Source organism: Pseudomonas borbori (assembly GCF_900115555.1).
GTDB lineage: Bacteria > Pseudomonadota > Gammaproteobacteria > Pseudomonadales > Pseudomonadaceae > Aquipseudomonas > Aquipseudomonas borbori.
Window position 1 is genome coordinate 27,580 of the sequence record NZ_FOWX01000011.1, and the last position, 24,268, is coordinate 51,847.

19 protein-coding genes are annotated in these 24,268 nt (G+C 63.0%); 14 read left to right on the plus strand and 5 right to left on the minus strand.

Features of this window, described 5'->3' with window-relative positions; genetic code table 11:
• Nucleotides 1-2: 2 nt before the first annotated feature.
• The 6 genes from BM315_RS10140 (at nucleotide 3) to prpD (ending at nucleotide 8,420) form a co-directional block, all read left to right on the plus strand.
• Nucleotides 3-725: a GntR family transcriptional regulator gene (locus BM315_RS10140; protein ID WP_090500497.1), complete on the plus strand. Its 723-nt coding sequence runs from the start codon at nucleotides 3-5 to the stop codon at nucleotides 723-725.
• Nucleotides 722-1,618: a methylisocitrate lyase gene (prpB, locus tag BM315_RS10145; protein WP_090500500.1), complete on the plus strand. Its 897-nt coding sequence runs from the start codon at nucleotides 722-724 to the stop codon at nucleotides 1,616-1,618. The genes BM315_RS10140 and prpB overlap by 4 nt, the downstream gene beginning before the upstream one ends.
• 72 nt (nucleotides 1,619-1,690) lie before the next feature.
• Nucleotides 1,691-2,854 (plus strand): bifunctional 2-methylcitrate synthase/citrate synthase, encoded by a 1,164-nt coding sequence (prpC, locus tag BM315_RS10150; protein ID WP_090500502.1) that lies wholly within the window; start codon nucleotides 1,691-1,693, stop codon nucleotides 2,852-2,854.
• Nucleotides 2,854-5,463 (plus strand): Fe/S-dependent 2-methylisocitrate dehydratase AcnD, encoded by a 2,610-nt coding sequence (gene acnD / locus BM315_RS10155; RefSeq protein WP_090500504.1) that lies wholly within the window; start codon nucleotides 2,854-2,856, stop codon nucleotides 5,461-5,463. Before prpC ends, acnD begins: the two co-directional genes overlap by 1 nt.
• A gap of 139 nt (nucleotides 5,464-5,602) precedes the next feature.
• Nucleotides 5,603-6,790, plus strand: coding sequence for a 2-methylaconitate cis-trans isomerase PrpF (gene prpF, locus BM315_RS10160; RefSeq protein WP_090500506.1), 1,188 nt, complete (start codon nucleotides 5,603-5,605; stop codon nucleotides 6,788-6,790).
• 145 nt (nucleotides 6,791-6,935) lie between these two features.
• Nucleotides 6,936-8,420 carry a 2-methylcitrate dehydratase gene (gene prpD / locus BM315_RS10165; protein WP_090500508.1) on the plus strand — a complete coding sequence of 495 codons (1,485 nt, stop codon included), beginning with the start codon at nucleotides 6,936-6,938 and terminating at the stop codon, nucleotides 8,418-8,420.
• Nucleotides 8,421-8,508: 88 nt separating this feature from the next.
• On the opposite strand, the gene ppsR is transcribed toward prpD, so the two are convergent.
• A complete protein-coding gene (gene ppsR / locus BM315_RS10170) occupies nucleotides 8,509-9,327 on the minus strand; it encodes a posphoenolpyruvate synthetase regulatory kinase/phosphorylase PpsR (protein ID WP_090500510.1) in 819 nt (272 codons plus the stop codon).
• Nucleotides 9,328-9,502: 175 nt separating this feature from the next.
• Between ppsR and ppsA the strand changes: the two genes are divergently transcribed.
• From ppsA to BM315_RS10210, 8 genes are all read left to right on the plus strand, one after another.
• The gene (gene ppsA / locus BM315_RS10175; RefSeq protein WP_090500512.1) at nucleotides 9,503-11,875 is read left to right on the plus strand and encodes a phosphoenolpyruvate synthase; all 2,373 of its coding nucleotides are present in this window, start codon (nucleotides 9,503-9,505) and stop codon (nucleotides 11,873-11,875) included.
• 272 nt (nucleotides 11,876-12,147) lie between these two features.
• Nucleotides 12,148-13,158, plus strand: a complete 1,011-nt coding sequence (locus BM315_RS10180; protein ID WP_090500514.1) for an alpha/beta fold hydrolase — start codon at nucleotides 12,148-12,150, stop codon at nucleotides 13,156-13,158.
• Nucleotides 13,159-13,366: 208 nt separating this feature from the next.
• On the plus strand, nucleotides 13,367-13,855 hold the full coding sequence (gene rraA, locus BM315_RS10185; protein ID WP_090500516.1) for a ribonuclease E activity regulator RraA: 489 nt from the start codon (nucleotides 13,367-13,369) through the stop codon (nucleotides 13,853-13,855).
• Between the two features lie 18 nt (nucleotides 13,856-13,873).
• Nucleotides 13,874-14,869, plus strand: coding sequence for a zinc transporter ZntB (locus tag BM315_RS10190; protein WP_090500518.1), 996 nt, complete (start codon nucleotides 13,874-13,876; stop codon nucleotides 14,867-14,869).
• Between the two features lie 54 nt (nucleotides 14,870-14,923).
• Nucleotides 14,924-15,187, plus strand: coding sequence for a CrfX protein (locus BM315_RS10195; protein WP_090500520.1), 264 nt, complete (start codon nucleotides 14,924-14,926; stop codon nucleotides 15,185-15,187).
• Between the two features lies 1 nt (nucleotide 15,188).
• A complete protein-coding gene (locus BM315_RS10200) occupies nucleotides 15,189-16,013 on the plus strand; it encodes a mechanosensitive ion channel family protein (RefSeq protein WP_090500522.1) in 825 nt (274 codons plus the stop codon).
• A 90-nt stretch (nucleotides 16,014-16,103) separates the two neighbouring features.
• Entirely contained in the window at nucleotides 16,104-16,694 is a 591-nt protein-coding gene (gene sigX / locus BM315_RS10205; protein WP_090500524.1) for an RNA polymerase sigma factor SigX, read from the plus strand.
• A 104-nt stretch (nucleotides 16,695-16,798) separates the two neighbouring features.
• Nucleotides 16,799-17,764 (plus strand): OmpA family protein, encoded by a 966-nt coding sequence (locus tag BM315_RS10210; protein WP_090500526.1) that lies wholly within the window; start codon nucleotides 16,799-16,801, stop codon nucleotides 17,762-17,764.
• 85 nt (nucleotides 17,765-17,849) lie between these two features.
• Here BM315_RS10210 and cobA read toward each other — a convergent pair whose 3' ends face one another.
• The 4 genes from cobA to nirB all read right to left on the minus strand — a co-directional run bounded on the left by cobA (nucleotide 17,850) and on the right by nirB (nucleotide 24,220).
• Entirely contained in the window at nucleotides 17,850-18,587 is a 738-nt protein-coding gene (cobA, locus tag BM315_RS10215) for a uroporphyrinogen-III C-methyltransferase (RefSeq protein ID WP_090500528.1), read from the minus strand.
• A gap of 20 nt (nucleotides 18,588-18,607) precedes the next feature.
• Nucleotides 18,608-21,325 carry a nitrate reductase gene (locus BM315_RS10220; protein WP_090500531.1) on the minus strand — a complete coding sequence of 906 codons (2,718 nt, stop codon included), beginning with the start codon at nucleotides 21,323-21,325 and terminating at the stop codon, nucleotides 18,608-18,610.
• 115 nt (nucleotides 21,326-21,440) lie between these two features.
• A complete protein-coding gene (gene nirD / locus BM315_RS10225) occupies nucleotides 21,441-21,767 on the minus strand; it encodes a nitrite reductase small subunit NirD (protein WP_090500533.1) in 327 nt (108 codons plus the stop codon).
• Nucleotides 21,764-24,220 (minus strand): nitrite reductase large subunit NirB, encoded by a 2,457-nt coding sequence (gene nirB / locus BM315_RS10230; protein WP_090500535.1) that lies wholly within the window; start codon nucleotides 24,218-24,220, stop codon nucleotides 21,764-21,766. The genes nirD and nirB overlap by 4 nt, the downstream gene beginning before the upstream one ends.
• Between the last annotated feature and the right edge of the window lie 48 nt (nucleotides 24,221-24,268).

Genomic DNA, 24,268 nt, shown 5'->3' on the forward strand with positions numbered 1-24,268 from the left:
ATATGTCCGCTACCATTGAGTTGCCCCGTATCGTTCAAGATGACTCGGAAACCCTGTCCGAGCATGTTTTTCGTCGCATCCAGGCCGCCATCGTCAAAGGCGAGATCGCCCCTGGCAGCAAGATCTCCGAGCCGGAACTGGCGCGTACCTATGGCATCAGTCGCGGGCCGCTGCGCGAGGCGATTCACCGCCTGGAAGGCCAGCGTCTGCTGGTGCGTATTCCTCATGTCGGGGCGCGGGTGGTGTCGCTCGATCACGCCGAACTGATCGAGCTCTATGAAATTCGCGAATCGCTGGAAGGCATGGCTTGCCGCCTGGCCGCCGAGCGCATGAGTCAGGCGGAAATCGACGACCTGCGCCGGGTGCTCGACCTGCATGAACAGGATGCGGCCTTCAAGGCGGGCGTCGGTTACTACCAGCAGGAAGGCGATTTCGATTTCCACTACCGGATCATCCAGGGCAGCGGCAACCGCACCCTGGTGCAGATGCTCTGTGGTGAGCTGTACCAGCTGGTACGCATGTACCGCCTGCAGTTCTCGGCCACGCCGAACCGTCCGCGTCAGGCCTTCGCCGAGCATCACCGCATTCTCGACGCCATCGCCGAGCGCGATGGCGAGCTAGCCGAGTTGTTGATGCGCCGTCACATCGGCGCCTCCAAGCGCAACATCGAGCGTCACTACCAGGACGCCCAGTCCAAGACAGCCAAACCCCGAGGTGAGTCATGAGTCAGCTTTCCAGCCAGCGCAGTCCCGGCCAGCGCTTCCGCGATGCGGTCGCCAGCGAACATCCCCTGCAGGTAGTCGGCGCGATCAACGCCAACCATGCCTTGCTGGCCCAGCGCGCCGGGTTCAAGGCCATCTACCTGTCCGGTGGCGGGGTGGCGGCTGGCTCCCTCGGTCTGCCGGACCTGGGTATCACCGGGCTGGATGACGTACTCACCGACGTGCGGCGGATCACCGACGTGTGCGACCTACCCCTGCTAGTGGATGTCGACACCGGCTTCGGCTCCTCGGCGTTCAACGTGGCGCGCACCGTCAAGTCGATGATCAAGTTCGGCGCCGCGGCGATTCATATTGAAGACCAGGTCGGCGCCAAGCGCTGCGGCCACCGGCCGAACAAGGAGATCGTCACCCAGCAGGAAATGGTCGACCGGATCAAGGCGGCGGTGGATGCACGTACCGACGACAGCTTCGTGATCATGGCGCGCACCGATGCCCTGGCAGTCGAGGGCCTCAACTCCGCGCTGGATCGCGCGGCCGCCTGCATCGAGGCCGGCGCCGACATGATATTCCCGGAAGCGATCACCGAACTGGCGATGTACAAGACCTTCGCCGAGCGTATCAAGGCGCCGATCCTGGCCAACATCACCGAGTTCGGCGCCACGCCGTTGTACACCACCGAAGAGCTGGCCGGCGTCGACGTGTCCCTGGTGCTCTACCCGCTGTCGGCCTTCCGCGCCATGAACAAGGCGGCCGAGAACGTCTACACCGCGCTGCGCCGCGACGGCACCCAGAAGAATGTGATCGACACCATGCAGACCCGCATGGAGCTCTACGATCGCATCAACTACCACGCCTTCGAGCAGCACCTCGACGCGCTGTTCGCCGCCAAGAAATAACCGGCGCGCGAGCCGCAGCGGCTCGCGCATAACAAGAAATACCCGACCGGATCGGATGAGGAGAGACAAGTGATGAGCACTACCCCAGAAACCACCACCCCAGGCTTCAAACCGAAAAAATCCGTCGCCCTGAGCGGCACCACTGCCGGCAACACCGCACTGTGCACCGTCGGCCGCACCGGCAACGACCTGCATTACCGCGGCTATGACGTGCTCGACTTCGCCAACCGCTGCGAATTTGAAGAAATCGCCCACCTGCTGGTCCATGGCAAGTTGCCCAACGTCGCCGAACTGGCTGCCTACAAGGCCAAGCTCAAGGCCCTGCGCGGCATCCCGGCTGCCCTCAAGGCGTCCCTCGAGCAATTGCCGCCGTCCGCTCACCCGATGGACGTGATGCGCACCGCCGTGTCCGTATTGGGTTGCGTGTCGCCGGAGAAGGAAGACCATAACCACCCGGGCGCCCGCGACATCGCCGACAAGCTGATGGCTTCGCTGGGTTCGGCGCTGCTGTACTGGTACCACTTCAGCCACAACGGCAAGCGCATCGAGGTGGAGACCGACGACGACTCCATCGGTGGCCACTTCCTCCATCTGCTGCACGGTGAGAAGCCGCGCGAGTCCTGGGTGCGCGCCATGCATACCTCGCTCAACCTGTACGCCGAGCATGAATTCAACGCTTCCACCTTCACCTCGCGGGTAATCGCCGGTACCGGCTCCGACATGTTCAGCTGCATCGCCGGCGCCATCGGCGCGTTGCGTGGGCCCAAGCATGGCGGCGCCAATGAGGTGGCCTTCGAGATCCAGAAGCGCTACGACAACCCGGACGAGGCCGAGGCCGACATCCGTGCCCGCGTCGAGAAGAAGGAAGTGGTGATCGGTTTCGGCCACCCGGTCTACACCGTGAGCGATCCACGCAATAAGGTGATCAAGGAAGTCGCCCGCGAACTGTCCGCCGAGCAGAGCAACAGCAAGATGTTCGACATCGCCGAGCGCCTGGAAACCATCATGTGGGACATCAAGAAGATGTTCCCCAACCTGGATTGGTTCAGCGCCGTCAGCTACCACATGATGGGCGTGCCCACCGCCATGTTCACCCCGCTGTTCGTGATTGCGCGCACCTCGGGCTGGTCCAGCCACGTGATCGAGCAACGCATCGACGGCAAGATCATTCGCCCCAGCGCCAACTATGTCGGTCCCGAAGACCTCAAGTTTGTGCCGCTTAAGGACCGCAAATGATGAACACTCAATACCGCAAACACCTGCCCGGCACCGCCCTGGACTACTTCGACACCCGTGAGGCGGTGGATGCCATCGCCCCCGGTGCCTATGCCAAGCTGCCCTACGTATCCCGGGTGCTGGCCGAGCAACTGGTGCGCCGCTGCGAGCCGGACGCCCTGACCGATTCGCTCAAGCAGCTGATCGAGCGCAAGCGCGATCTGGACTTCCCCTGGTACCCGGCGCGCGTGGTCTGCCACGACATTCTCGGTCAGACCGCACTGGTGGACCTGGCCGGCCTGCGCGACGCCATCGCCGAGAAGGGCGGTGACCCGTCCAAGGTCAACCCGGTGGTGCCGACCCAACTGATCGTCGACCACTCCCTGGCCGTGGAAGCCCCGGGCTTCGACCCGGATGCCTTCGCCAAGAACCGCGCCATCGAAGACCGGCGCAACGAGGACCGTTTCCACTTTATCGAGTGGACCAAGACCGCGTTCAAGAACGTCGACGTGATCCCGGCCGGCAACGGCATCATGCACCAGATCAACCTGGAGAAGATGAGCCCGGTGATCCAGGCGCGCGGTGGTGTGGCCTTCCCGGACACCTGCGTGGGTACCGACTCGCACACCCCGCACGTGGATGCCCTGGGCGTGATCGCCATCGGCGTCGGTGGTCTGGAAGCGGAAACCGTGATGTTGGGCCTGCCGTCGATGATGCGCCTGCCGGATATCGTTGGGGTCAAGCTGATCGGCAAGCGCCAGCCCGGCATCACCGCCACCGACATCGTGCTGGCCATCACCGAGTTCCTGCGCAAGGAGCGCGTGGTGGGTGCCTGGGTTGAGTTCTTCGGCGAAGGTGCCGACAGCCTGACCATCGGCGACCGCGCGACCATCTCCAATATGTGCCCGGAATACGGCGCCACCGCCTCGATGTTCTACATCGACCAGCAGACCATCGACTACCTCAAACTCACCGGCCGCGAGCCGGAACAGGTAGCGTTGGTGGAAAACTACGCCAAGACCACCGGTCTGTGGGCCGATGCGCTGGTCACCGCCGAGTACGAGCGGGTGCTGAGCTTCGACCTGTCCACCGTAGTGCGCAACATGGCGGGCCCGAGCAACCCGCATCGCCGCTTGCCGACCTCGGCGCTGCATGAGCGCGGGATTGCCGACGAAGCCAAGCTGGCGGCTGGCAAAATTGAAGAAAGTGAAGGCCTGATGCCCGACGGCGCGGTAATCATCGCCGCCATCACCAGCTGCACCAACACCTCCAACCCGCGCAACGTGGTCGCCGCCGGCCTGCTGGCGAAAAAGGCCAATGCCCTGGGCCTGCTACGCAAGCCGTGGGTCAAGACCTCGTTTGCCCCGGGCTCCAAGGTCGCCAAGCTGTACCTGGAAGAAGCCGGCCTGCTGTCGGAGTTGGAGCAGCTCGGCTTCGGCATCGTCGGCTACGCCTGCACCACCTGCAACGGCATGTCCGGCGCACTGGACCCGGTGATCCAGCAGGAAATCATCGACCGCGACCTGTACGCCACCGCGGTACTGTCCGGCAATCGCAACTTCGACGGCCGTATCCATCCCTACGCCAAGCAGGCCTTCCTGGCCTCGCCGCCGTTGGTGGTGGCCTACGCCATCGCCGGGACCATGCGCTTCGACATCGAGCAGGACGTGTTGGGTACCGACAAGGCCGGCAACCCCGTCACCCTGAAGGACCTGTGGCCGAGCGACGAAGAGATCGACGCGATTGTCGCCGCCAGCGTGAAGCCGGAGCAGTTCAAGCAGATCTACATCCCGATGTTCGATCTGGGCACTATTGCGCAAGCCGAAAGCCCGCTGTACGACTGGCGTCCGATGTCCACCTACATCCGTCGTCCGCCGTACTGGGAAGGCGCCCTGGCCGGTGAGCGCACCCTCAAGGGCATGCGCCCGCTGGCGATCCTGCCGGACAACATCACCACCGACCACCTGTCGCCGTCCAACGCCATCCTGCTGGACAGCGCCGCCGGCGAATACCTGCACAAAATGGGCTTGCCGGAGGAGGACTTCAACTCCTACGCCACCCACCGCGGTGACCATTTGACTGCCCAGCGCGCCACCTTCGCCAACCCGCAACTGGTCAACGAGATGGCCGTGGTCGACGGTGCGGTGAAGAAAGGTTCGCTTGCCCGCGTGGAGCCCGAGGGCAAGGTCATGCGCATGTGGGAAGCGATCGAAACCTACATGAACCGCAAGCAGAGCCTGATCATCGTCGCCGGTGCCGACTACGGTCAGGGCAGCTCGCGTGACTGGGCGGCCAAGGGCGTGCGCCTGGCGGGTGTGGAGGTGATAGTCGCGGAAGGCTTCGAGCGCATTCACCGCACCAACCTGGTTGGCATGGGCGTGCTGCCGGTCGAGTTCAAGCCGGGCACCACCCGCCTGACCCTCGGTCTCGACGGCAGCGAGACCTATGACATCCAGGGCGAGCTGTCGCCGCGCTGCGAGCTGACCCTGGTCATCCGGCGCAACAACGGCGAAGTGACCCGGGTGCCGGTGATCTGCCGTCTGGATACCGCCGCCGAAGTCAACGTCTACAACGCTGGCGGCGTGCTGCAGCGCTTCGCTCAGGACTTCCTCGAAGGCGCCGTCGCCTGATTCCATAGGGCGGACAAGCCTTCGGCATGTCCGTCCTATGGATTACGACAAAACCTGTAGCCCGGATGCAATCCGGGGATGACGTTGATTGGTTCGTCCCGGATTGCATCCGGGCTACTTTCTTTTCAGGACAGCATCCATGACCCACTTGCCCCAAGTAAAAATCCCCGCCACCTACATCCGTGGCGGCACCAGCAAGGGCGTGTTCTTCCGTCTGCAGGACCTGCCCGAGCGCTGCCAGATGCCGGGCGCGGCGCGCGATGCGCTGTTCATGCGCGTGATCGGCAGCCCCGATCCCTATTCCGCGCACATCGACGGCATGGGCGGCGCCACCTCCAGCACCAGCAAGTGCGTGATCCTGTCCAGGAGCAGCGTGCCCGAACACGATGTCGACTACCTCTATGGCCAGGTCTCCATCGATAAGGCCTTCGTCGATTGGTCCGGCAACTGCGGCAACCTGTCCACCGCCGCAGGCGCCTTCGCCATCCACGCCGGACTGGTCGATCCGGCACGTATTCCGCAGGATGGCACCTGTGTCGTGCGCATCTGGCAGGCCAACATCAACAAGACCATCATCGCCCATGTACCGGTGAGCAATGGTCAGGTGCAGGAAACCGGCGACTTCGAGCTGGACGGAGTAACCTTTCCGGCGGCCGAGATCGTCCTGGAGTTCCTCGATCCGTCCGATGACGGCGAGGAGGGCGGCTCGATGTTCCCCACCGGCAACCTGATCGACGACCTGGAAGTGCCGGGCATCGGTATCTTCAAGGCGACCATGATCAGCGCCGGCATCCCCACCGTGTTCGTCAATGCCGAGGACATCGGCTACACCGGCAGCGAACTGCGCGAGGCGATCAACGGTAATCCCGAGGCGCTGGAGAAGTTCGAGCAGATCCGCATCGCCGGGGCCCTGCGCATGGGGCTGATCAAGACGCCGGAAGAGGCGGCCAAGCGTCAGCACACGCCGAAGATCGCCTTCGTCGCGCCGCCCAGGGACTACCTCGCCTCCAGCGGCAAGACGATCGCCGCCGGCGAGATCGACCTGCTGGTGCGCGCGCTGTCCATGGGCAAGCTGCACCACGCCATGATGGGCACGGCCGCGGTGGCCATCGGCACCGCGGCGGCGATCCCCGGCACCCTGGTCAATCTCGCCGCCGGCGGCGGTGCGCGCAGTGCGGTGCGCTTCGGCCACCCTTCGGGCACCCTGCGCGTCGGCGCCGAAGCCGCTCAGGTCGACGGCGAGTGGACGGTGACCAAGGCGATCATGAGCCGCAGCGCCCGCGTGCTGATGGAAGGCTGGGTGCGTGTGCCGGGCGATGCGTTCTGAGGCCCGCTGCGCGGGGAAATGACAGCGCAACGTCAGGCTCTATTGTAGGAGCACGCCATGCGTGCGATTCGCGGGCATGGAACTAGGCGTCCCCCCCCGCTCCTACAATGGGTGTAGTCCTTACACCTACCTGGGAGATCGAAGCATGAGCGCCAATGTCGACCTTAACGTCCGCCCCGACTATGACCAGGTGATCCAGGACATCGCCGACTATGTCCTGAACTACCAGGTCGAGTCCACCGAGGCCCTGGACACCGCACGCAACTGCCTGCTCGACAGCCTCGGCTGCGGTCTGCTGGCCCTGCGTTTTCCCGAGTGCATCAAGCACCTCGGGCCGCTGGTCGAGGGCACCGTCGTGCCACACGGCGCGCGCGTGCCGGGCACCTCTTTCCGTCTCGATCCGCTCAAGGCGGCTTGGGACATCGGCTGCTGCGTGCGCTGGCTGGATTACAACGACACCTGGCTAGCGGCCGAGTGGGGTCACCCGTCGGACAACCTCGGCGGCATTCTCGCTGTGGCCGACCACCTGTCGCAGCAGCTCGTGGCCCGGGGCGAGGCGCCGCTGCGCATGCGTGCGGTACTGGACGCGATGATCATGGCTCACGAGATCCAGGGCGTGTTCGCCCTGGAGAACTCCTTCAACCGGGTCGGTCTGGATCATGTGCTGCTGGTCAAGCTGGCCTCGGCCGCGGTCTGCGCCAAGCTGATGGGGGCCAGCCGCGAACAATTGCTGGCGGCCATCTCCCAGGTCTTCGTCGATGGTCAGGCGCTGCGTACCTACCGCCATGCGCCGAACGCCGGCAGTCGCAAGTCCTGGGCGGCGGGCGATGCTAGCAGCCGCGGCGTGCGCCTGGCCGATATTGCCCTGCGTGGCGAGATGGGCATCCCAGGTGCGCTCAGCGCGCCGCAGTGGGGCTTCTACGACGTGCTGTTCAGTCACAGCAACCAGGATCTGGCGCTGAAACCGGCGGGCCAGCGCCAGTTCAGTTTCCCCCAGGGTTTTGGCTGTTACGTGATGGAGAACGTGCTGTTCAAGATCAGCTTCCCGGCCGAGTTCCACGCGCAGACCGCCTGCGAAGCCGCGGTGATCCTGCACCCACAGGTCAGGGACCGCCTGCATGAGATCGCCAGGATCGTCATCAGTACCCAGGAGTCGGCGATCCGCATCATCTCCAAGGTCGGCACGCTGGCCAATCCGGCCGATCGTGATCACTGCATCCAGTACATGACCGCGGTGCCGCTGGCCTTCGGCAATCTGGTGGCCGAGCATTACGAGGACGACTTCCACGTCGCCAACCCGATCATCGACGAGCTGCGCGGCAAGATGGAGATCGTCGAGGATGCGCGCTACAGCCGCGAATACCTGGAGGCCGACAAGCGCTCGATCGCCAATGCCGTTCAGGTGTTCTTCAAGGATGGCACCGTCACCGAGCGGGTCGAGGTCGAGTACCCGGTCGGTCACCGGCGGCGTCGGGCCGAAGGGATTCCGCTGCTGGAGGACAAGTTCAAGGCCAACCTGGCAACCCGCTTCCCCGCTCAGCGCTGTGCGCAGATCCTTGCCTTGTGCAGGGACCAGGCGGCGCTCGAGGCCACGCCGGTGCAGCGTTTCATGGATCTTTTCGTCATTTGAGCGGCAAGCGGCAAGAAAATGCCGGGGCCTGCGCTCCGGCTGTTTCATTTGAAGTCGAGCAGGCGGGTCGCACAATCTTGCTTGCAGCTTACTTCAAGCGCCGCTCAACGCCTTTTTCCACCAGGATCTTGGCGGAAATTTCTTCCACGGAAAAATAGGTGGAGTTGATGAAGTTGATGTTTTCGCGGCGGAACAGGTTTTCCACCTCGCGCACCTCGAACTCGCATTGGGCGAAGCTGGCGTAGCGGCTGTTGGGCTTGCGCTCATGGCGAATGGAGGTCAGTCGATCCGGGTCGATGGTCAGGCCGAACAGCTTGTCTTTGTGCTTTTTCAGCACTGTAGGCAGCTGCAGGCGCTCCATGTCGTCTTCGGTCAAGGGGTAGTTGGCGGCACGAATGCCATATTGCATGGCCATATACAGGCAGGTGGGTGTTTTGCCGCAGCGCGAAACGCCGACCAGGATCAGGTCGGCCTTGTCGTAATAGTGAGTGCGGGCGCCGTCGTCGTTGTCCAGGGCGAAGTTCACCGCCTCGATCCGCTCCATGTAATTGGAGTTGTGCCCGATGGAGTGGGATTTGCCGACCGAGTAGGACGAATGCGAGCTCAACTCCTGTTCGAGGGGGGCGAGGAAGGTCGAGAAAATGTCAATCATGAAACCTTCGGATTCGGCAAGAACCTCGCGGATTTCCTGGTTGACGATGGTGTCGATGATGATGGGACGCGTACCGTCATTCTCGGCAGCAATGTTGATTTGTTGTACCATTGCGCGCGCTTTTTCCACGCTATCGATGTAGGGTCGCGTGAGTTTGGTGAAGTTGATGGTTTCGAATTGCGCCAATAAGCTCTGACCCAGGGCTTCGGCCGTGATGCCGGTGCCGTCGGAGATGAAGAAAGCGGTTCGTTTCATTTGTACCCTGGGCCTTAAGCTGAGGACGTTTCTTGGCTATCATGGGCCCGCTTTTGCAGGCCGGAAGTGGCTGCATTGTTACTTATTTTCCAGGGCCCGGCCACAATCGGCCGAGCTTCCCAGCCCCTGGAGAGTCTGTTCTGAGCTTTTCCAACACTTTAGTGGAGAGATCACCTTGGTAGAGTACGTAGTTTCCCTCGATAAGCTCGGCAATCATGATGTTGAGCACGTAGGGGGCAAGAACGCCTCCCTGGGCGAGATGATCAGCAACCTTGCCGGTGCCGGTGTATCGGTTCCCGGTGGTTTCGCCACTACCGCCCAGGCCTACCGCGACTTTCTCGAGCAGAGCGGCCTGAATGCGCAGATCCATGCGGCGCTGGACGCCCTCGATGTCGACGACGTCAACGCTCTGGCCAAGACCGGTGCGCAGATCCGCCAATGGGTGATGGACGCGCCTTTCCCGGCCGAACTGGATGCGCAAATTCGCACCGCCTTCGCCGCCATGGCCGACGGCAATGAGCATATGGCCGTCGCCGTGCGTTCCTCGGCTACCGCCGAAGACTTGCCGGATGCTTCCTTCGCCGGCCAGCAGGAAACCTTTCTGAACATCCGCGGCGTCGACAACGTGATCCGCGCGGCCAAGGAAGTATTCGCCTCGCTGTTCAACGACCGCGCCATCTCCTACCGCGTGCATCAGGGCTTCGATCACAAGCTGGTCGCCCTGTCCGCTGGCGTGCAGCGCATGGTGCGTTCGGAAACCGGCACCGCCGGGGTCATGTTCACCCTCGACACCGAATCGGGTTTCCGCGACGTGGTGTTCATCACCGGTGCCTACGGTCTCGGCGAGACCGTGGTACAGGGTGCGGTCAATCCCGACGAATTCTATGTGCACAAGCAGACCCTCGAGGCCGGGCGCCCGGCGATCCTGCGCCGCAACCTGGGCAGCAAGGCGATCAAGATGGTCTACGGCGACGAAGCCAAGGCCGGCAAGTCGGTCAAGGTGGTCGATGTCGACCGCGCCGAGCGCGCGCGCTTCTGCCTGACCGATGCCGAAGTCAGCGAACTGGCCAAGCAGGCCATGATCATCGAGAAGCACTACGGCCGGCCGATGGACATCGAATGGGCCAAAGACGGCGATGACGGCAAGCTGTATATCGTCCAGGCCCGCCCCGAGACGGTGAAAAGCCGCACCAACGTCAATGTGATGGAACGCTACCTGCTCAAGGAAACCGGCACCGTGCTGGTCGAGGGCCGCGCCATTGGCCAGAAGATCGGCGCCGGCAAGGTGCGGGTGATCAACGATATCGCCGAGATGGACAAGGTGCAGGCCGGCGACGTGCTGGTTTCCGACATGACCGACCCGGACTGGGAACCGGTGATGAAGCGCGCCAGCGCCATCGTTACCAACCGTGGCGGGCGTACCTGCCACGCGGCGATCATCGCGCGCGAACTGGGTATCCCGGCGGTGGTCGGTTGTGGCAATGCCACCCACGTATTGCAAGATGGTCAGGGGGTCACCGTATCCTGCGCCGAGGGCGACACCGGTTTCATCTTCGAGGGCGAACTGGGTTTCGACATCCGCAAGAACTCGGTCGACGCCATGCCCGATCTGCCGTTCAAGATCATGATGAACGTCGGTAACCCCGATCGCGCCTTCGACTTCGCCCAGCTGCCGAATGCCGGTGTGGGTCTGGCGCGCCTGGAATTCATCATCAACCGCATGATCGGCGTGCACCCCAAGGCGCTGCTGAACTTCGCCGGCTTGCCGCCGGAAATCAAGGACAGCGTCGAGAAGCGCATCGCCGGTTACGACGACCCGGTCAATTTCTACGTCGAGAAGCTGGTCGAAGGCATCAGCACCCTGGCGGCGGCCTTCTGGCCGAAGAAGGTCATCGTGCGCCTGTCCGACTTCAAGTCCAACGAATACGCCAACCTGATCGGCGGCAAACTCTACGAGCCGGAAGAAGAGAACCCGATGCTCGGCTTCCGTGGCGCCTCGCGCTACATCAGCGAATCCTTCCGCGATTGCTTCGAGCTGGAATGCCGGGCGATGAAGAAGGTGCGCAACGAGATGGGTCTGACCAACGTCGAGATCATGGTGCCTTTCGTGCGCACCCTCGGCGAAGCCAGCCAGGTGGTCGACCTGCTGGCCAGCAATGGCCTCAAGCGCGGCGAGAACGGGCTGCGCATCATCATGATGTGCGAGCTGCCGTCCAACGCGATTCTGGCCGAAGAATTCCTCGAGTTCTTCGACGGCTTCTCGATCGGTTCCAACGACCTGACCCAGCTGACCCTGGGCCTGGACCGCGACTCCGGCATCGTTGCCCATCTGTTCGATGAGCGCAATCCGGCGGTGAAGAAGCTGCTGAGCAACGCCATCCAGGCCTGCAACAAGGCCGGCAAATACATCGGCATCTGCGGTCAGGGTCCTTCGGACCATCCGGATCTGGCGCGCTGGCTGATGGAGCAGGGCATCGAAAGCGTGTCGCTGAACCCGGATTCGGTATTGGATACCTGGTTCTTCCTGGCGGAAGGTCAGCCAGCCTGATCTGCCGTTAACCTTTTGCTTCAAGGGCAGGTTGATCCTGCCCTTTTTTGTGTTCAGCACATCCATGTGCTTCACCCCTTCGGGGCTTGCGCGCAAAAATGCTCCCGGCATTTTTGTGTTCGACACATCCATGTGCTTCACCCCTCCGGGGCTTGCGCGCAAAAACGCTCCTGGCGTTTTTGTGGTCTGCCATCCCTGGCGACTACCCTCCGGGCGGTCGCTAGCGGCGTGAAAAATTGCTCCCGGCAATTTTTTGTACCAGAGCGAAGAAGATGCAAAGCAGCAGCGAGCTTTTCCCCGTCGCCTTGATCGGCGCGGAATTTCGTTTTGACTTGAGCGAGGATGTCTATCGCCTCAAGCCCGGCAACAGCCCGGATGCCACGGTCGAGCTGGCTCTGACCCGTTTGGGGGTGGCGGCTGATCGAGGCAGGCGCGGCGTGCCGGTGATCTTGTTGCACGGCAGTTTCTCCAATCGACGCTTCTGGTATTCGCCCAAGGGACTCGGTCTGGGCCCTTACCTGGCGCGTGCCGGCTTCGATGTGTGGATCGCCGAAATGCGCGGGCATGGGCTGTCGCCGCGTAACAAGGGGTACCGGCACAACCGCGTCAGCGACTACGTGCGCTACGATTTGCCGGCGATTGCCGACTTCGTCCATGAACAGAACCCGCAAGCGGCCCACTGGATCGGCCATTCGCTGGGTGGTATCACCCTCGCCGGGGCGCTGGGCGGGCATTATCTCGACCAGGATCGAGTGGCGTCGGTGGCCTTGTTCGGCAGCCAGATCAGTCGCACCTACTGGCCGCTGAAAGCGCCGCCGGTGGAGTGGGGCGGCCGTTTCCTGCTCAAGCGGTTTTCCGTCTTGTCCGGCAGCCGGCTCAAGCGTGGGCCGGAAGATGAGCCGATCGGCCTGGCATTGGAGAGCTTGCGCTGGCATGGTCTGTTTGGCCGCTTTGGCGATACCGAGCGCGATTGGTGGGCGGGCCTGGCCGAGGTGCGGGTTCCTCTATTGGCGGTAGCGGCAGCGGGTGACCGGCAGGATCCGCCGTGGGCCTGCCGCAAGCTGCTCGAGCAGTTTGGCTCACCGCTCAGCGAGTTTCTTTGTGTGGGCAAGGAAAACGGCTTCGCCAGCGATTTCGGCCATGTCGAGATGCTGGTCAGCAAAGAAGCGCAACTCGAGGTATGGCCGCTGGTGGCGCGCTGGTTGGACAATACCCAGGATAACGTCGGCCAGCTGAAAAGGGCTGCGCTTGAGCGGGGGCCGGGCGTTCCTCCTGGGCAGTGATACCGCTAATATGCTGCCGAGTGGTTCTCCGCTGGTATTCTGTGCGTGGTGTTTGTCGTTCTGCAGAGCCTCTGTCCAGACCGGGGCACCCTGGCACGAGCCCACTGTCATACATCAGGGGCCACTGCCCATGACCTATGCGCTGATCGCGCAGGCTGCGGTCCGTGAAGGCTGATTTTCAATGTCTAGTCAACAAGGAGTTTCCCCTATGCATTACATCACCCCGGATTTGTGTGACGCCTACCCGGAGCTGGTACAGGTCGTAGAGCCGATGTTCAGCAATTTTGGCGGCCGCGATTCCTTCGGCGGCGAGATCGTCACCATCAAGTGCTTCGAAGACAACTCGCTGGTCAAGGAGCAGGTCGAGCAACCGGGCAAGGGCAAGGTGATGGTGGTCGACGGTGGGGCCTCCATGCGCCGCGCCCTGCTCGGCGACATGCTCGCGGAAAAAGCCGCGAAGAATGGCTGGGAAGGGCTGGTGATCTACGGCTGCGTGCGTGATGTCGATGTCTTGGCGCAGACCGAGCTCGGCATCCAGGCGTTGGCCAGCCACCCGATGAAGACCGACAAGCGCGGTATCGGCGATCTCAATGTAGCGGTGACCTTTGGTGGGGTGACTTTCCGCCCGGGCGAATACCTGTATGCCGACAATAACGGCATCATCATTGCGCCTGCCGCGCTGAAAATGCCGGAATAAGCAGCGTCGGGAGTAGGGATGCGCGAGCAAGACAACACGTCATGGGGTCTGGTGCATGCTTTTGTTCTGGATGGCGCGGGCGGTGCGCGCGCCATCGCTCAAGAGCAGTTGGCCGGCCTCGAGCTGGCCGAGCAGGAAAGCCTGTGGTTGCACTGGGATCGCAGTCACCCGCAGACCCAGCATTGGCTGCGCCGCGAAAGCGGCTTGAGTGAATTCGCCTGCGATTTGCTGCTGGAGGAAAATACCCGGCCGCGCCTGCTGCCCCTGCCGGATGAGGCGCTGCTGCTGTTTCTTCGCGGGGTCAATCTCAACCCCGGCGCCGAGCCGGAGGACATGGTATCGGTGCGCATCTTCGCCGCTGCGCGGCGGGTCATTTCCTTGCGCCTGCGTCCATTGCGCGCGACCGAGAACCTGATCGCCGACCTCGCCGCCGGTCGTGGGCCGAAAACGTCGTCGGAGCTGATCCTGGTCCTCGCCGACTACCTGACCGACAAGGTCGATGCCCTGGTGGCCGAGTTGTCCGAGCGGGTCGACGAGCAGGAAGAGCGGGTCGATGCCGATGAGCACGCCGTGCCGGATCACGCCCAGCTGCTGCAAGTGCGGCGGCGGGCTGCCGGTCTGCGCCGCTTTCTCGCCCCGCAGAGTGAAATCTACGCGCAGCTGACGCGCAAGCAGCAGCCCTGGTTCCTCGCCGACGACCCGGGCTACTGGAACGAACTGCACAACCGTCTGACCCGCTACCTGGAAGAACTGGAGCTCAGTCGCGAGCGGGTCGGTCTGCTGCTGGAGGCGGAAAACCGGCGCATGGATCAGCGCATGAACCGCATCATGTACCGCTTCGCCATCATTACCGGGGTGTTTCTGCCGATGAGCTTCCTCACCGGCCTGCTGGGTATCAATGTCGGCGGCATTCCCGGCGCCGAGAGCCCCTACGGCTTCCTGATCGCCTGCTTGATCATGCTGGTGCTTGCCTTGGGACAGTGGTGGTTGCTGCGCCGTCTGCGCTGGGCCTGATGTGACTTGCCCCGGGTTGGCCTCGTCTAGCCGAGACGTCCTGTGAGGTGCGTCATGCACGATCCATTTGAAGAATCCCTACGCGATATGCTCAAGTCCGGCGCGTCCGATCACGACGACGACGCTTGTCTGCACCGCGTACTGAAGACTGCCAACCGCCAGGTCGGCGCGGGCGATCTGTTCGCGCTCATGGGCCATTGGCTCGGCGCGCTGATGATCGCCCTGAATAGCGGCTCGGCCCATGTCGCGCCGGTCTCCCGTCGCGGCATCCGCACAGGTTCTCCTGACTCCTCCCGTTCTACTGATAAGGCTGACTGAAATGGAACTCGATCCCTGGACCCAAAGCCTGATAGCCGCGATGACCGCGCTCTGGACCAAAGTGGCCGGCTTCATTCCGAACCTGTTCGTGGCATTGATCCTGGTGCTGCTCGGCTTTGTCGTGGCCAAGCTGCTCGATACCTTGCTCTCCAAATTGCTCGGCAAGATCGGTCTGGATCGCCTGATGGCGGGCACCGGGCTGACCAAGTTGCTCGGCCGTGGCGGTATCCAGGTGCCGGTGTCGACCTTGATCGGCAAGATCGTCTACTGGTTTGTATTGCTGATTTTTCTGGTGTCGGCGGCCGAGTCGCTGGGCCTGGAGCGGGTTTCTGCAACCCTCGACGTGCTCGCCCTGTATCTGCCCAAGGTCTTCGGTGCCGCGCTGGTTCTGCTGGCCGGTGTGCTGCTGGCGCAGTTGGTCAGCGGGCTGGTGCGCGGGGCGGCGGAGGGCGTCGGTCTCGATTACGCCCATGGCCTGGGGCGCATCGCCCAGGGGCTGGTGATCATCATCAGTATTTCGGTGGCCATCGGCCAGCTGGAGATCAAGACCGACCTGCTGAACAACGTCATCGCCATCGTGCTGATTTCGGTAGGCCTGGCTGCCGCACTGGCGCTGGGGTTGGGCAGTCGGGAAATCGCCGGGCAGATTCTCGCCGGGATTTATGTGCGCGAGTTGTACCAGGTCGGGCAACAAGTCCAGGTCGGTGAGGTCGAAGGGCAGATCGAGGAAATAGGTACGGTCAAGACTACCCTGCTGACCGATGCTGGCGAGTTGGTCTCGGTGGCCAATCGCACCCTGCTCGAGCAGCGGGTAAGCAGTCGCTAACGCGCCAATCCTGCTAATCTATGCCGCCAAGCCAACGCCTGATGCATCAGGCGTTGGCAGCCTCCGTCCCGACTGTCGGCCTGACTCGTTTTGAATAAAGCCCTACCGCTGTCCTTGCGCTATGACCCCCGCGAACTCTCGGATGAGGAGCTCGTGGCGCGCGCGCATGGCGAGCTTTTTCACGTCACGCGTGCCTACGAAGAGCTGATGCGTCGTTACCAGCGCACGTTGTTCAATGTCTGTGCGCGTTATTTGGGGAGCGAGCGCGATGCCGACGATGTTTGTCAAGAGGTGATGCTCAAGGTTCTTTATGGTTTAAAAAGTTTCGAAGGTAAATCGAAGTTTAAAACCTGGCTGTACAGCATTACCTATAACGAATGTATTACCCAGTACCGCAAAGAACGGCGCAAGCGCCGTCTGATGGATGCATTGAGTCTGGATCCATTGGAAGAGGCATCTGAAGAAAAGATGCCTAAAGTCGAGGAGCGGGGTGGTCTGGACCGTTGGCTGGTGCATGTCAATCCCATCGATCGGGAAATCCTGGTGCTGCGCTTTGTCGCAGAACTGGAGTTTCAAGAGATTGCCGACATCATGCACATGGGCCTGAGCGCCACCAAGATGCGCTACAAGCGCGCGCTCGACCGCTTGCGGGAAAAATTTTCGGGCAATCTTGAAACTTAAATATATAGAACGCTCTCTAACACCTGGAGCAGTTCTGCTAGAATCGCCGGCTGGTTGTCTTGTTCATTAGACAATTTACTGGCCACCATGATGGGGATTTACGGATGAAATTTAAAAACACTTTGGGCGTTGTCATTAGTTCTGTGCTGGCATCGGCTTCTTTTGGCGCTCTGGCTCAAGGCCAAGGCGCGGTTGAAGTAGAGGGCTTTGCCAAGAAGGAAATCTTCGACAGCGCCCGTGACTTCAAGAACAACGGTAATCTGTTCGGCGGCAGCATCGGTTACTACCTGACCGATGACGTTGAATTGCGTCTGGCCTATGACGAAGTACACAACGCTCGTGGCGAAGACGGTCGCAACATCAAAGGCTCGAACACCGCCCTCGATGCGCTGTATCACTTCAACAATGCCGGTGACGCGCTGCGTCCTTACGTCTCTGCCGGTTTCTCGGATCAGAGCATCGGTCAAACCGGTCGCAGCGGCCGTAACGGCTCCACCTTTGCCAACGTTGGCGGCGGTGCCAAGTACTTCATCACCGAAAATCTCTATGCTCGTGCTGGCGTTGAGGCTCAGTACAACATCGATCAGGGCGACACCGAGTGGGCTCCAAGCGTCGGTGTTGGCATGAACTTCGGTGGTGGCAGCAAGCCTGCACCGGTTGTGGCCGCAGCTCCAGAGCCGATGCCAGAGCCGGCTCCGGTTGCCGAAGAGCCAGCCCAGGTCGTGCGCGTCGAGCTGGACGTGAAATTCGACTTCGACAAGGCCCAAGTCAAAGAAGAAAGCTATGGCGATATCAAGAACCTGGCCGACTTCATGAACCAGTACCCGCAGACCAGCACCACTGTTGAAGGTCACACTGACTCCGTAGGTACTGACGCCTACAACCAGCAGCTGTCCGAGAAGCGTGCGAGCGCTGTGCGTGAAGTGCTGGTCAACCAGTACGGTGTGGAAGGTCAGCGGGTGAACGCCGCTGGTTATGGCGAAACTCAGCCGGTTGCCGACAACGCAACTGAGTCGGGCCGTGCCATCAACCGCCGCGTTGAAGCCCAGGTAGAAGCTCAAGTCCAGTAACAGGCCTTAAGCTGCAAGGAAAAACCCGGCCTCGGCCGGGTTTTTCTTTGTCCAGGAAAAAGCCCAGCGCGGGCCGGGCAAGAACTCAGGCAGTCGCGGCCATGGCCCGGACTTGATGTCCGCCTGCGACTTCGCCAATCACCAGGATGGCCGGGCTTTTCAGCTGGAACGCCAGGGCATCTTGTTGCATCGTCGCGAGAGAGCTGCGGCATTCACGTTGTTGCGGCAGCGAGGCGTTTTCGATCATCGCCACCGGCATGTTGGCGGACATGCCGCCGGCCAGCAGGCTTTCGCGGATGTCCGACAGCTTGGCCACGCCCATGTATACCACCAGGGTGGTGCCACCCTGGGCCAGGGCTTGCCAGTTCAGCGTGCTGTCGTCCTGGGTATGGGCGGTGACCAGGGTCACGCCGCGGGCCACTCCGCGCAGGGTCAGGGGAATACCGCAGTTGGTGGCGCCGGCCAGGCCGGCGGTGATGCCATTGACCATCTCCACCTCGATGCCGTGCTGTTGCAGCCAGTCGACTTCTTCGCTGCCGCGGCCGAAGATGCACGGATCGCCGCCCTTCAGGCGTACCACGCACTTGCCCTGGCGCGCATAACGCAGCATCAGGCGGTGGATAAAGGCCTGCGGGGTTGAGCGGCAACCGCCGCGCTTGCCGACCGGCACGATGCGCGCACCGGGGCAATGCTCCAGTACGGCCGGATTGACCAGGTCGTCGATCATGACGATCTCGGCCTGGCGCAGTGCCTTCACCGCCTTGAGTGTCAGCAGGTCAGGGTCGCCCGGACCTGCGCCTACCAGCCAGACTTTTGCGCTCATATCGAAATCCTCGTCTACAGTTAGGCGTGCGCTGCTATTGGCTGGGTGGCCAGTAGTCGTTTGATTTCCGCTACGCAGGAGCCGCAGCTGGTACCGCATTTCAGTTCCTGCTTCAGTCCGTCGAGGTCCAGACCACGGGCGATACCGCTGCACACGGCGTCTTCGCTGACGTTGAGGCAGTTGCACAGGGTCTTGCCGACTGTCTTGCCGGCGGCAGCACCCGGCGGGGTGGACAGTGGCGCCAGCAGCCAACGGCGCAGGTCGGCATCGGCCTGGCCTTCGCTCCAGAGACTCTTGAGCCAGTCGCGGGCGGCAGTCTCGCCGGCCAGGCGGATGCTGACGATGCGTCCGTCCTCGATGCGCACGCGCTTGCCCACGGCACGACGTGGATCGTCGTAGGCCAGTACCGGGCCGCTTTCGACGCCGAGCAGCAGGTCGATCTGCGCCAGCAATCCGGCATCGGGAGCCACCGTGCTGGCCGCGCTGATTATCAGGGCAGGGCGCTCGCGACCGGTGAGGCTGAGGTTGGCGTAGGCGAACCCTTCGAACAGCGGGCGCAGGGCCTCGAAGCGCATCTGCACGTTGCCCTCGACCAGGGCGAACAACTGCCAGGGCAGTTCGGCTTTTGTCACCTGGACACCGGCGTGCTTGAGTTCGGGCTGCTTGGACAACGGGTCGAAGTCCGGCAGGGTCAGCACATTGGTACCCAGACCCTTGAGAAAGCGGTTGCCCCAGTGCATGGGCAAATAGGCCTGGCCGGAGCGCACGCTGTCGTCGGCCTGGACCGGAACGATCAGGCTGCCGCGGCGGCTGCGCACCTTGACCAGATCGCCGGCTTGCAGGCGCTGGCGGCGCAGTTCGTCCGGGTGCAGGCTGAGTACGGCCTCGGGAGCATGGCCGAACAGACGGGCGGCGGTGCCGGTGCGGCTCATGCCGTGCCACTGATCGCGCAGGCGGCCGGTGTTGAGGGTCAAGGGAAAGCGGGCGTCGCGCTTTTCCCTGGCCGGCCGATAGGGGTCGGCCTGGAACTGCGCGCGGCCGTTGCCGGTAGGGAAATGACCGTCGCGGTAAAGCCGTGGAGTTCCGTGGCTCGCGCCAACCGGAAACGGCCATTGCTGGGGACCTTGGTTGTCCAGAATCGCGTAGCTGAGTCCCGAGAGATCGAGGTCGCGATTAGCGGTCAGGTATTTGTATTCCTCGAACAGCGCCTGCGCACTGTCGAAGGCAAACAGGCTGGGCAGGCCGGGGCGGAGCAGTTTCTCTAGGCGACGGGCGAAATCGCTGGTGATCGCCCAATCCGGCCGCGCCTCTGCGGGCGCTGGCACGGCGCGGCGCACATGGCTGATGCGCCGCTCGGAGTTGGTCACACTGCCTTCCTTCTCGCCCCAGCTGGCGGCGGGCAGCAGCAGGTCGGCATAGTGGCAGGTTTCGGTGGTGAAGAATGCCTCCTGCACGACCACGAAAGGACAGGCGGCCAGGGCCTCATGCACCTTGTTCTGGTCGGGCAGGGACTGCGCCGGGTTGGTACAGGCGATCCACAGCGCCTTGATCTTGCCGACGCGCACCGCTTCGAACAGTTCGATGGCGCTCAGGCCGGTGCTTGCTGGCAGGGCGTCGACGCCCCAGTACTCGGCAACCTGGGCGCGGTGGCTGGCGTTGGCGGCATCGCGATGGCCGGGTAGCAGGTTGGCCAGGCTGCCGGTTTCGCGGCCGCCCATGGCATTCGGCTGGCCGGTGAGGGAGAACGGCCCTGCGCCGGGCTTGCCGATCTGCCCGGTGGCCAGGTGCAGGTTGATCAGCGCGCTGTTCTTGGCGCTGCCGGCGCTGGACTGGTTGAGGCCCATGCACCAGAGCGAAAGGAAGCTCGGCGCGCTGCCGATCATGCGTGCGCAGCTCTGCAGGTCGTCCACGGATATGCCGCACAGCTCGCTGACCATCGCCGGGCTGTAGTCGCGCACCAGTGTCTTGAGGGCGTCGAAGCCGTCGGTGTGCTGGTCGATGAAGCGCCGGTCAATCCAGCCTTCCCACATCAGGATATGCAGGATGCCGTGGAACAGAGCGACATCGGTGCCCGGCAGGATCGCCAGGTGCAGGTCGGCCAGCTCGCAGGTGTCGGTCCGCCGCGGGTCGATGACGATGACGCGCATGTCCGGCCGCTTGGCCTTGGCCTCCTCCAGGCGGCGAAACAGCACCGGGTGGGCGTAGGCCATGTTGCTGCCGGCGATCAGGACGCAGTCGCTTTGCTCGATGTCCTCGTAGTTGCACGGCGGCGCGTCGGCGCCGAGGCTGCGCTTGTAACCGACCACCGCCGAGGACATGCACAGGCGCGAGTTGCTGTCGAGGTTGTTGGTGCCGACCAGGGCGCGGGCCAGCTTGTTGAAGGCGTAGTAATCCTCGGTCAGCAATTGCCCTGAGATGTAGAAGGCCACGCTGTCCGGGCCATGCTCGCGGATGGTCTCGGCGAAGAGATTGGCCGCGTGATCCAGGGCGTTGTCCCAGTCGGTGCGGCTGCGGGCCAGGCCCTTGCCCAGGCGCAGTTCGGGGAACAGGCCGCGGGCGTCGAGGTCGCCGGTCAGGTGCAGGGTCGAGCCCTTGCTGCACAGCTTGCCGTGGTTGGCTGGGTGCTCCGGGTCGCCGCTCACGCCGAGGATGCGCTCGCCGTCGTGCTCGATCAGCACGCCGCAGCCGACGCCGCAGTAGCAGCAGGTCGAAGCGGTGATTTGAGGTTGGCTGGCCATATTCACGGCTCCTACAGGGGTAAGGTGGACAGCGCTCTGCTTGTCCACCAATGCGCGGGTTTATAGGTGGAAAACGCTTCGCGGTTTTCCACGGGGTGGCCTTCCACCCTACGGCTTAGGCGCACTTTTCGGCGGTATTCAGGGACAGCAGTACCCGGCCGTTCTCGACCTTGGCCTGATGCCGGTGCGCGCAACCGACGTCTGGTGCCACCGCTTCGCCGGACTCCAGTTCGATCTGCCAGTTGTGCAGCGGGCAGGCCACCCGCTTGCCGTAAACCAGCCCCTGGGACAGTGGCCCGCCCTTGTGCGGGCAGCGGTCGTCGAGGGCGAACACTTCATCGCCGGCGGTGCGGAAGATCGCGATGTCGCCTTTGGGGCTGGCGACGATGCGCGAGCCGAGTACGTTGATCTCTTCCAGGGCGCAGATATCCAGCCAGCTCATACGGCGGTCTCCTCGAGTTGCGCGACGTTGATGCGGTCGAATTCTTTCTTCAGTTGTGGCTGTTCGATGCGCTCCTTCCACGGGTCCTGCTCGAACGACAGGGCGAACTGCAGGCGCGCGGCCAGGGCCTTGCGCTTGGCTTCGTCTTCCAGCACCGCCTTCTTGATGTGCTCCATGCCCACGCGCTGCATGTAGTGCACGGTGCGCTCCAGATAGAAGGCTTCCTCGCGGTAGAGCTGGAGGAAGGCGGCGTTGTATTCGCGCACTTCCTCGGCGGTCTTGAGCTTGACGAAGAACTCGGCCACCTCGGTCTTGATCCCGCCGTTGCCGCCGATGTACAACTCCCAGCCGGAGTCCACACCGATGATGCCGACGTCCTTGATGCCGGCTTCGGCGCAGTTGCGCGGGCAGCCGGAGACCGCCAGCTTGACCTTGTGCGGCGACCACATGTTGAACAGGTCGTGCTCCAGGTCGATGCCCAGCTGGGTCGAGTTCTGCGTGCCGAAGCGGCAGAACTCGCTGCCGACACAGGTCTTCACCGTGCGGATGGACTTGCCGTAGGCGTGGCCGGACGGCATGTCCAGATCCTTCCACACGCCCGGCAGGTCTTCCTTCTTGATGCCCAGCAGGTCGATGCGCTGACCGCCGGTGACTTTGACCATCGGCACCTGGTACTTGTCGGCGACATCGGCGATGCGGCGCAGCTCGGACGGGTTGGTCACGCCGCCCCACATGCGTGGAACAACGGAGTAGGTGCCGTCCTTCTGGATATTGGCGTGGGCGCGTTCGTTGATCAGGCGCGACTGCGGGTCGTCCTTGGCCTCGCCCGGCCAGGTGGAAATCAGGTAGTAGTTCAGCGCCGGGCGGCAGGTGGCGCAGCCGTTGGGAGTGCTCCAGTTGAGGAACTCCATGGCCTGCGCCAGGCTGGTCAGGTGCTCTTCGCGGATCGCCTTGCGGATCTGTCCATGATTGAGGTCGCTGCAGCCGCAGATGGCCTTCTCGCTCTTGGGCTTGACGTCTGCCGCGCCGCCGACGGTATTGATCAGGATCTGCTCGACCAGGCCGGCGCAGGAACCGCAGGAACTGGCGGCTTTGGTGTGTTTCTTCACCTCGTCGACGCTGAACAGGCCGTTTTCCTGAATGGCCTTGACGATGGTGCCCTTGCACACACCGTTGCAGCCGCACACTTCCATGTCGTCGGGCATGTTGGCGGCGCTGCTCTGGCCCTGGTGGCCGGCGTCGCCGATGGCGTTTTCGCCGAACATCAGGTGATCGCGGATCTCGCTGACGTTATGGTTCTCGCGGATCTGCCGGAAGTACCAGCCGCCGTCGGCGGTGTCGCCATACAGGCAGGCGCCGACAAGCACGTCGTCTTTGATCACCAGCTTCTTGTACACGCCGCCGATCGGGTCGGACAGGGTGATGGTTTCGGTGCCTTCGGCGCCCATGAATTCGCCGGCGGAGAACAGGTCGATGCCGGTGACTTTCAGCTTGGTCGAGGTCACCGAGCCCTGGTAACGGGCGAAGCCGAGCTGGGCCAGGTGGTTGGCGCAGACCTTGGCCTGCTCGAACAGCGGCGCCACCAGGCCGTAGGCGATACCACGGTGGCTGGCGCATTCGCCGATCGCATAAACCCGCGGGTCGTAGGTCTGCATGGTGTCGTTGACCAGGATGCCGCGGTTGCAGGCGATCCCGGATTGCTCGGCCAGCTCGCTGTTGGGGCGGATACCGGCGGCCATCACCACCAGGTCGGCGGGGATCACCTCGCCGTCCTTGAACTTCACCGCACAGACGCGGCCTTCGCCGTTATCCAGCAATTCGGCGGTGTGCTTGGGCAGGAGGAACTTCAGGCCACGGTCTTCCAGCGATTGCTGCAGCAAACGCCCGGCGGTGACGTCGAGTTGGCGTTCCAGCAGCCACTCGCCGATATGCACCACGGTCACGTCCATGCCGCGCAGCTTGAGGCCGTTGGCCGCTTCCAGGCCGAGCAGGCCGCCGCCGATGACCACCGCATGTTTGTGGGTCTTGGCGGTGTTCATCATCGTCTGGGTGTCGGCGATATCGCGGTAGCCGATCACGCCCTCCAGGTCCTTGCCGGGAATCGGCAGGATGAACGGGTTGGAACCGGTGGCGATGAGCAGGCGATCGTATTCGGCTTCGCTGCCGTCATCGGCTACTACCACGCGGGCCTTGCGGTCGATCTTCACCACTTTGCGCCCGAGCAGCAGCTTGATGCCGTTCTGCGCATACCAGTTGAGGTCGTTGAGCACGATTTCCTCGAAGGTCTGTTCGCCGGCCAGTACCGGGGAGAGCAGAATGCGGTTGTAGTTCGGGTGCGGCTCGGCCCCAAATACGCTGATGTCGTACAGGTCCGGGGCGAGCTTGATCAGCTCTTCAAGGGTACGGACTCCGGCCATGCCATTACCGATCATTACCAGCTTGAGTTTTTTCATGGTTCCTCACCGTCACGCATAACCGGAAAACAAAAAAGGCGTCCCGCT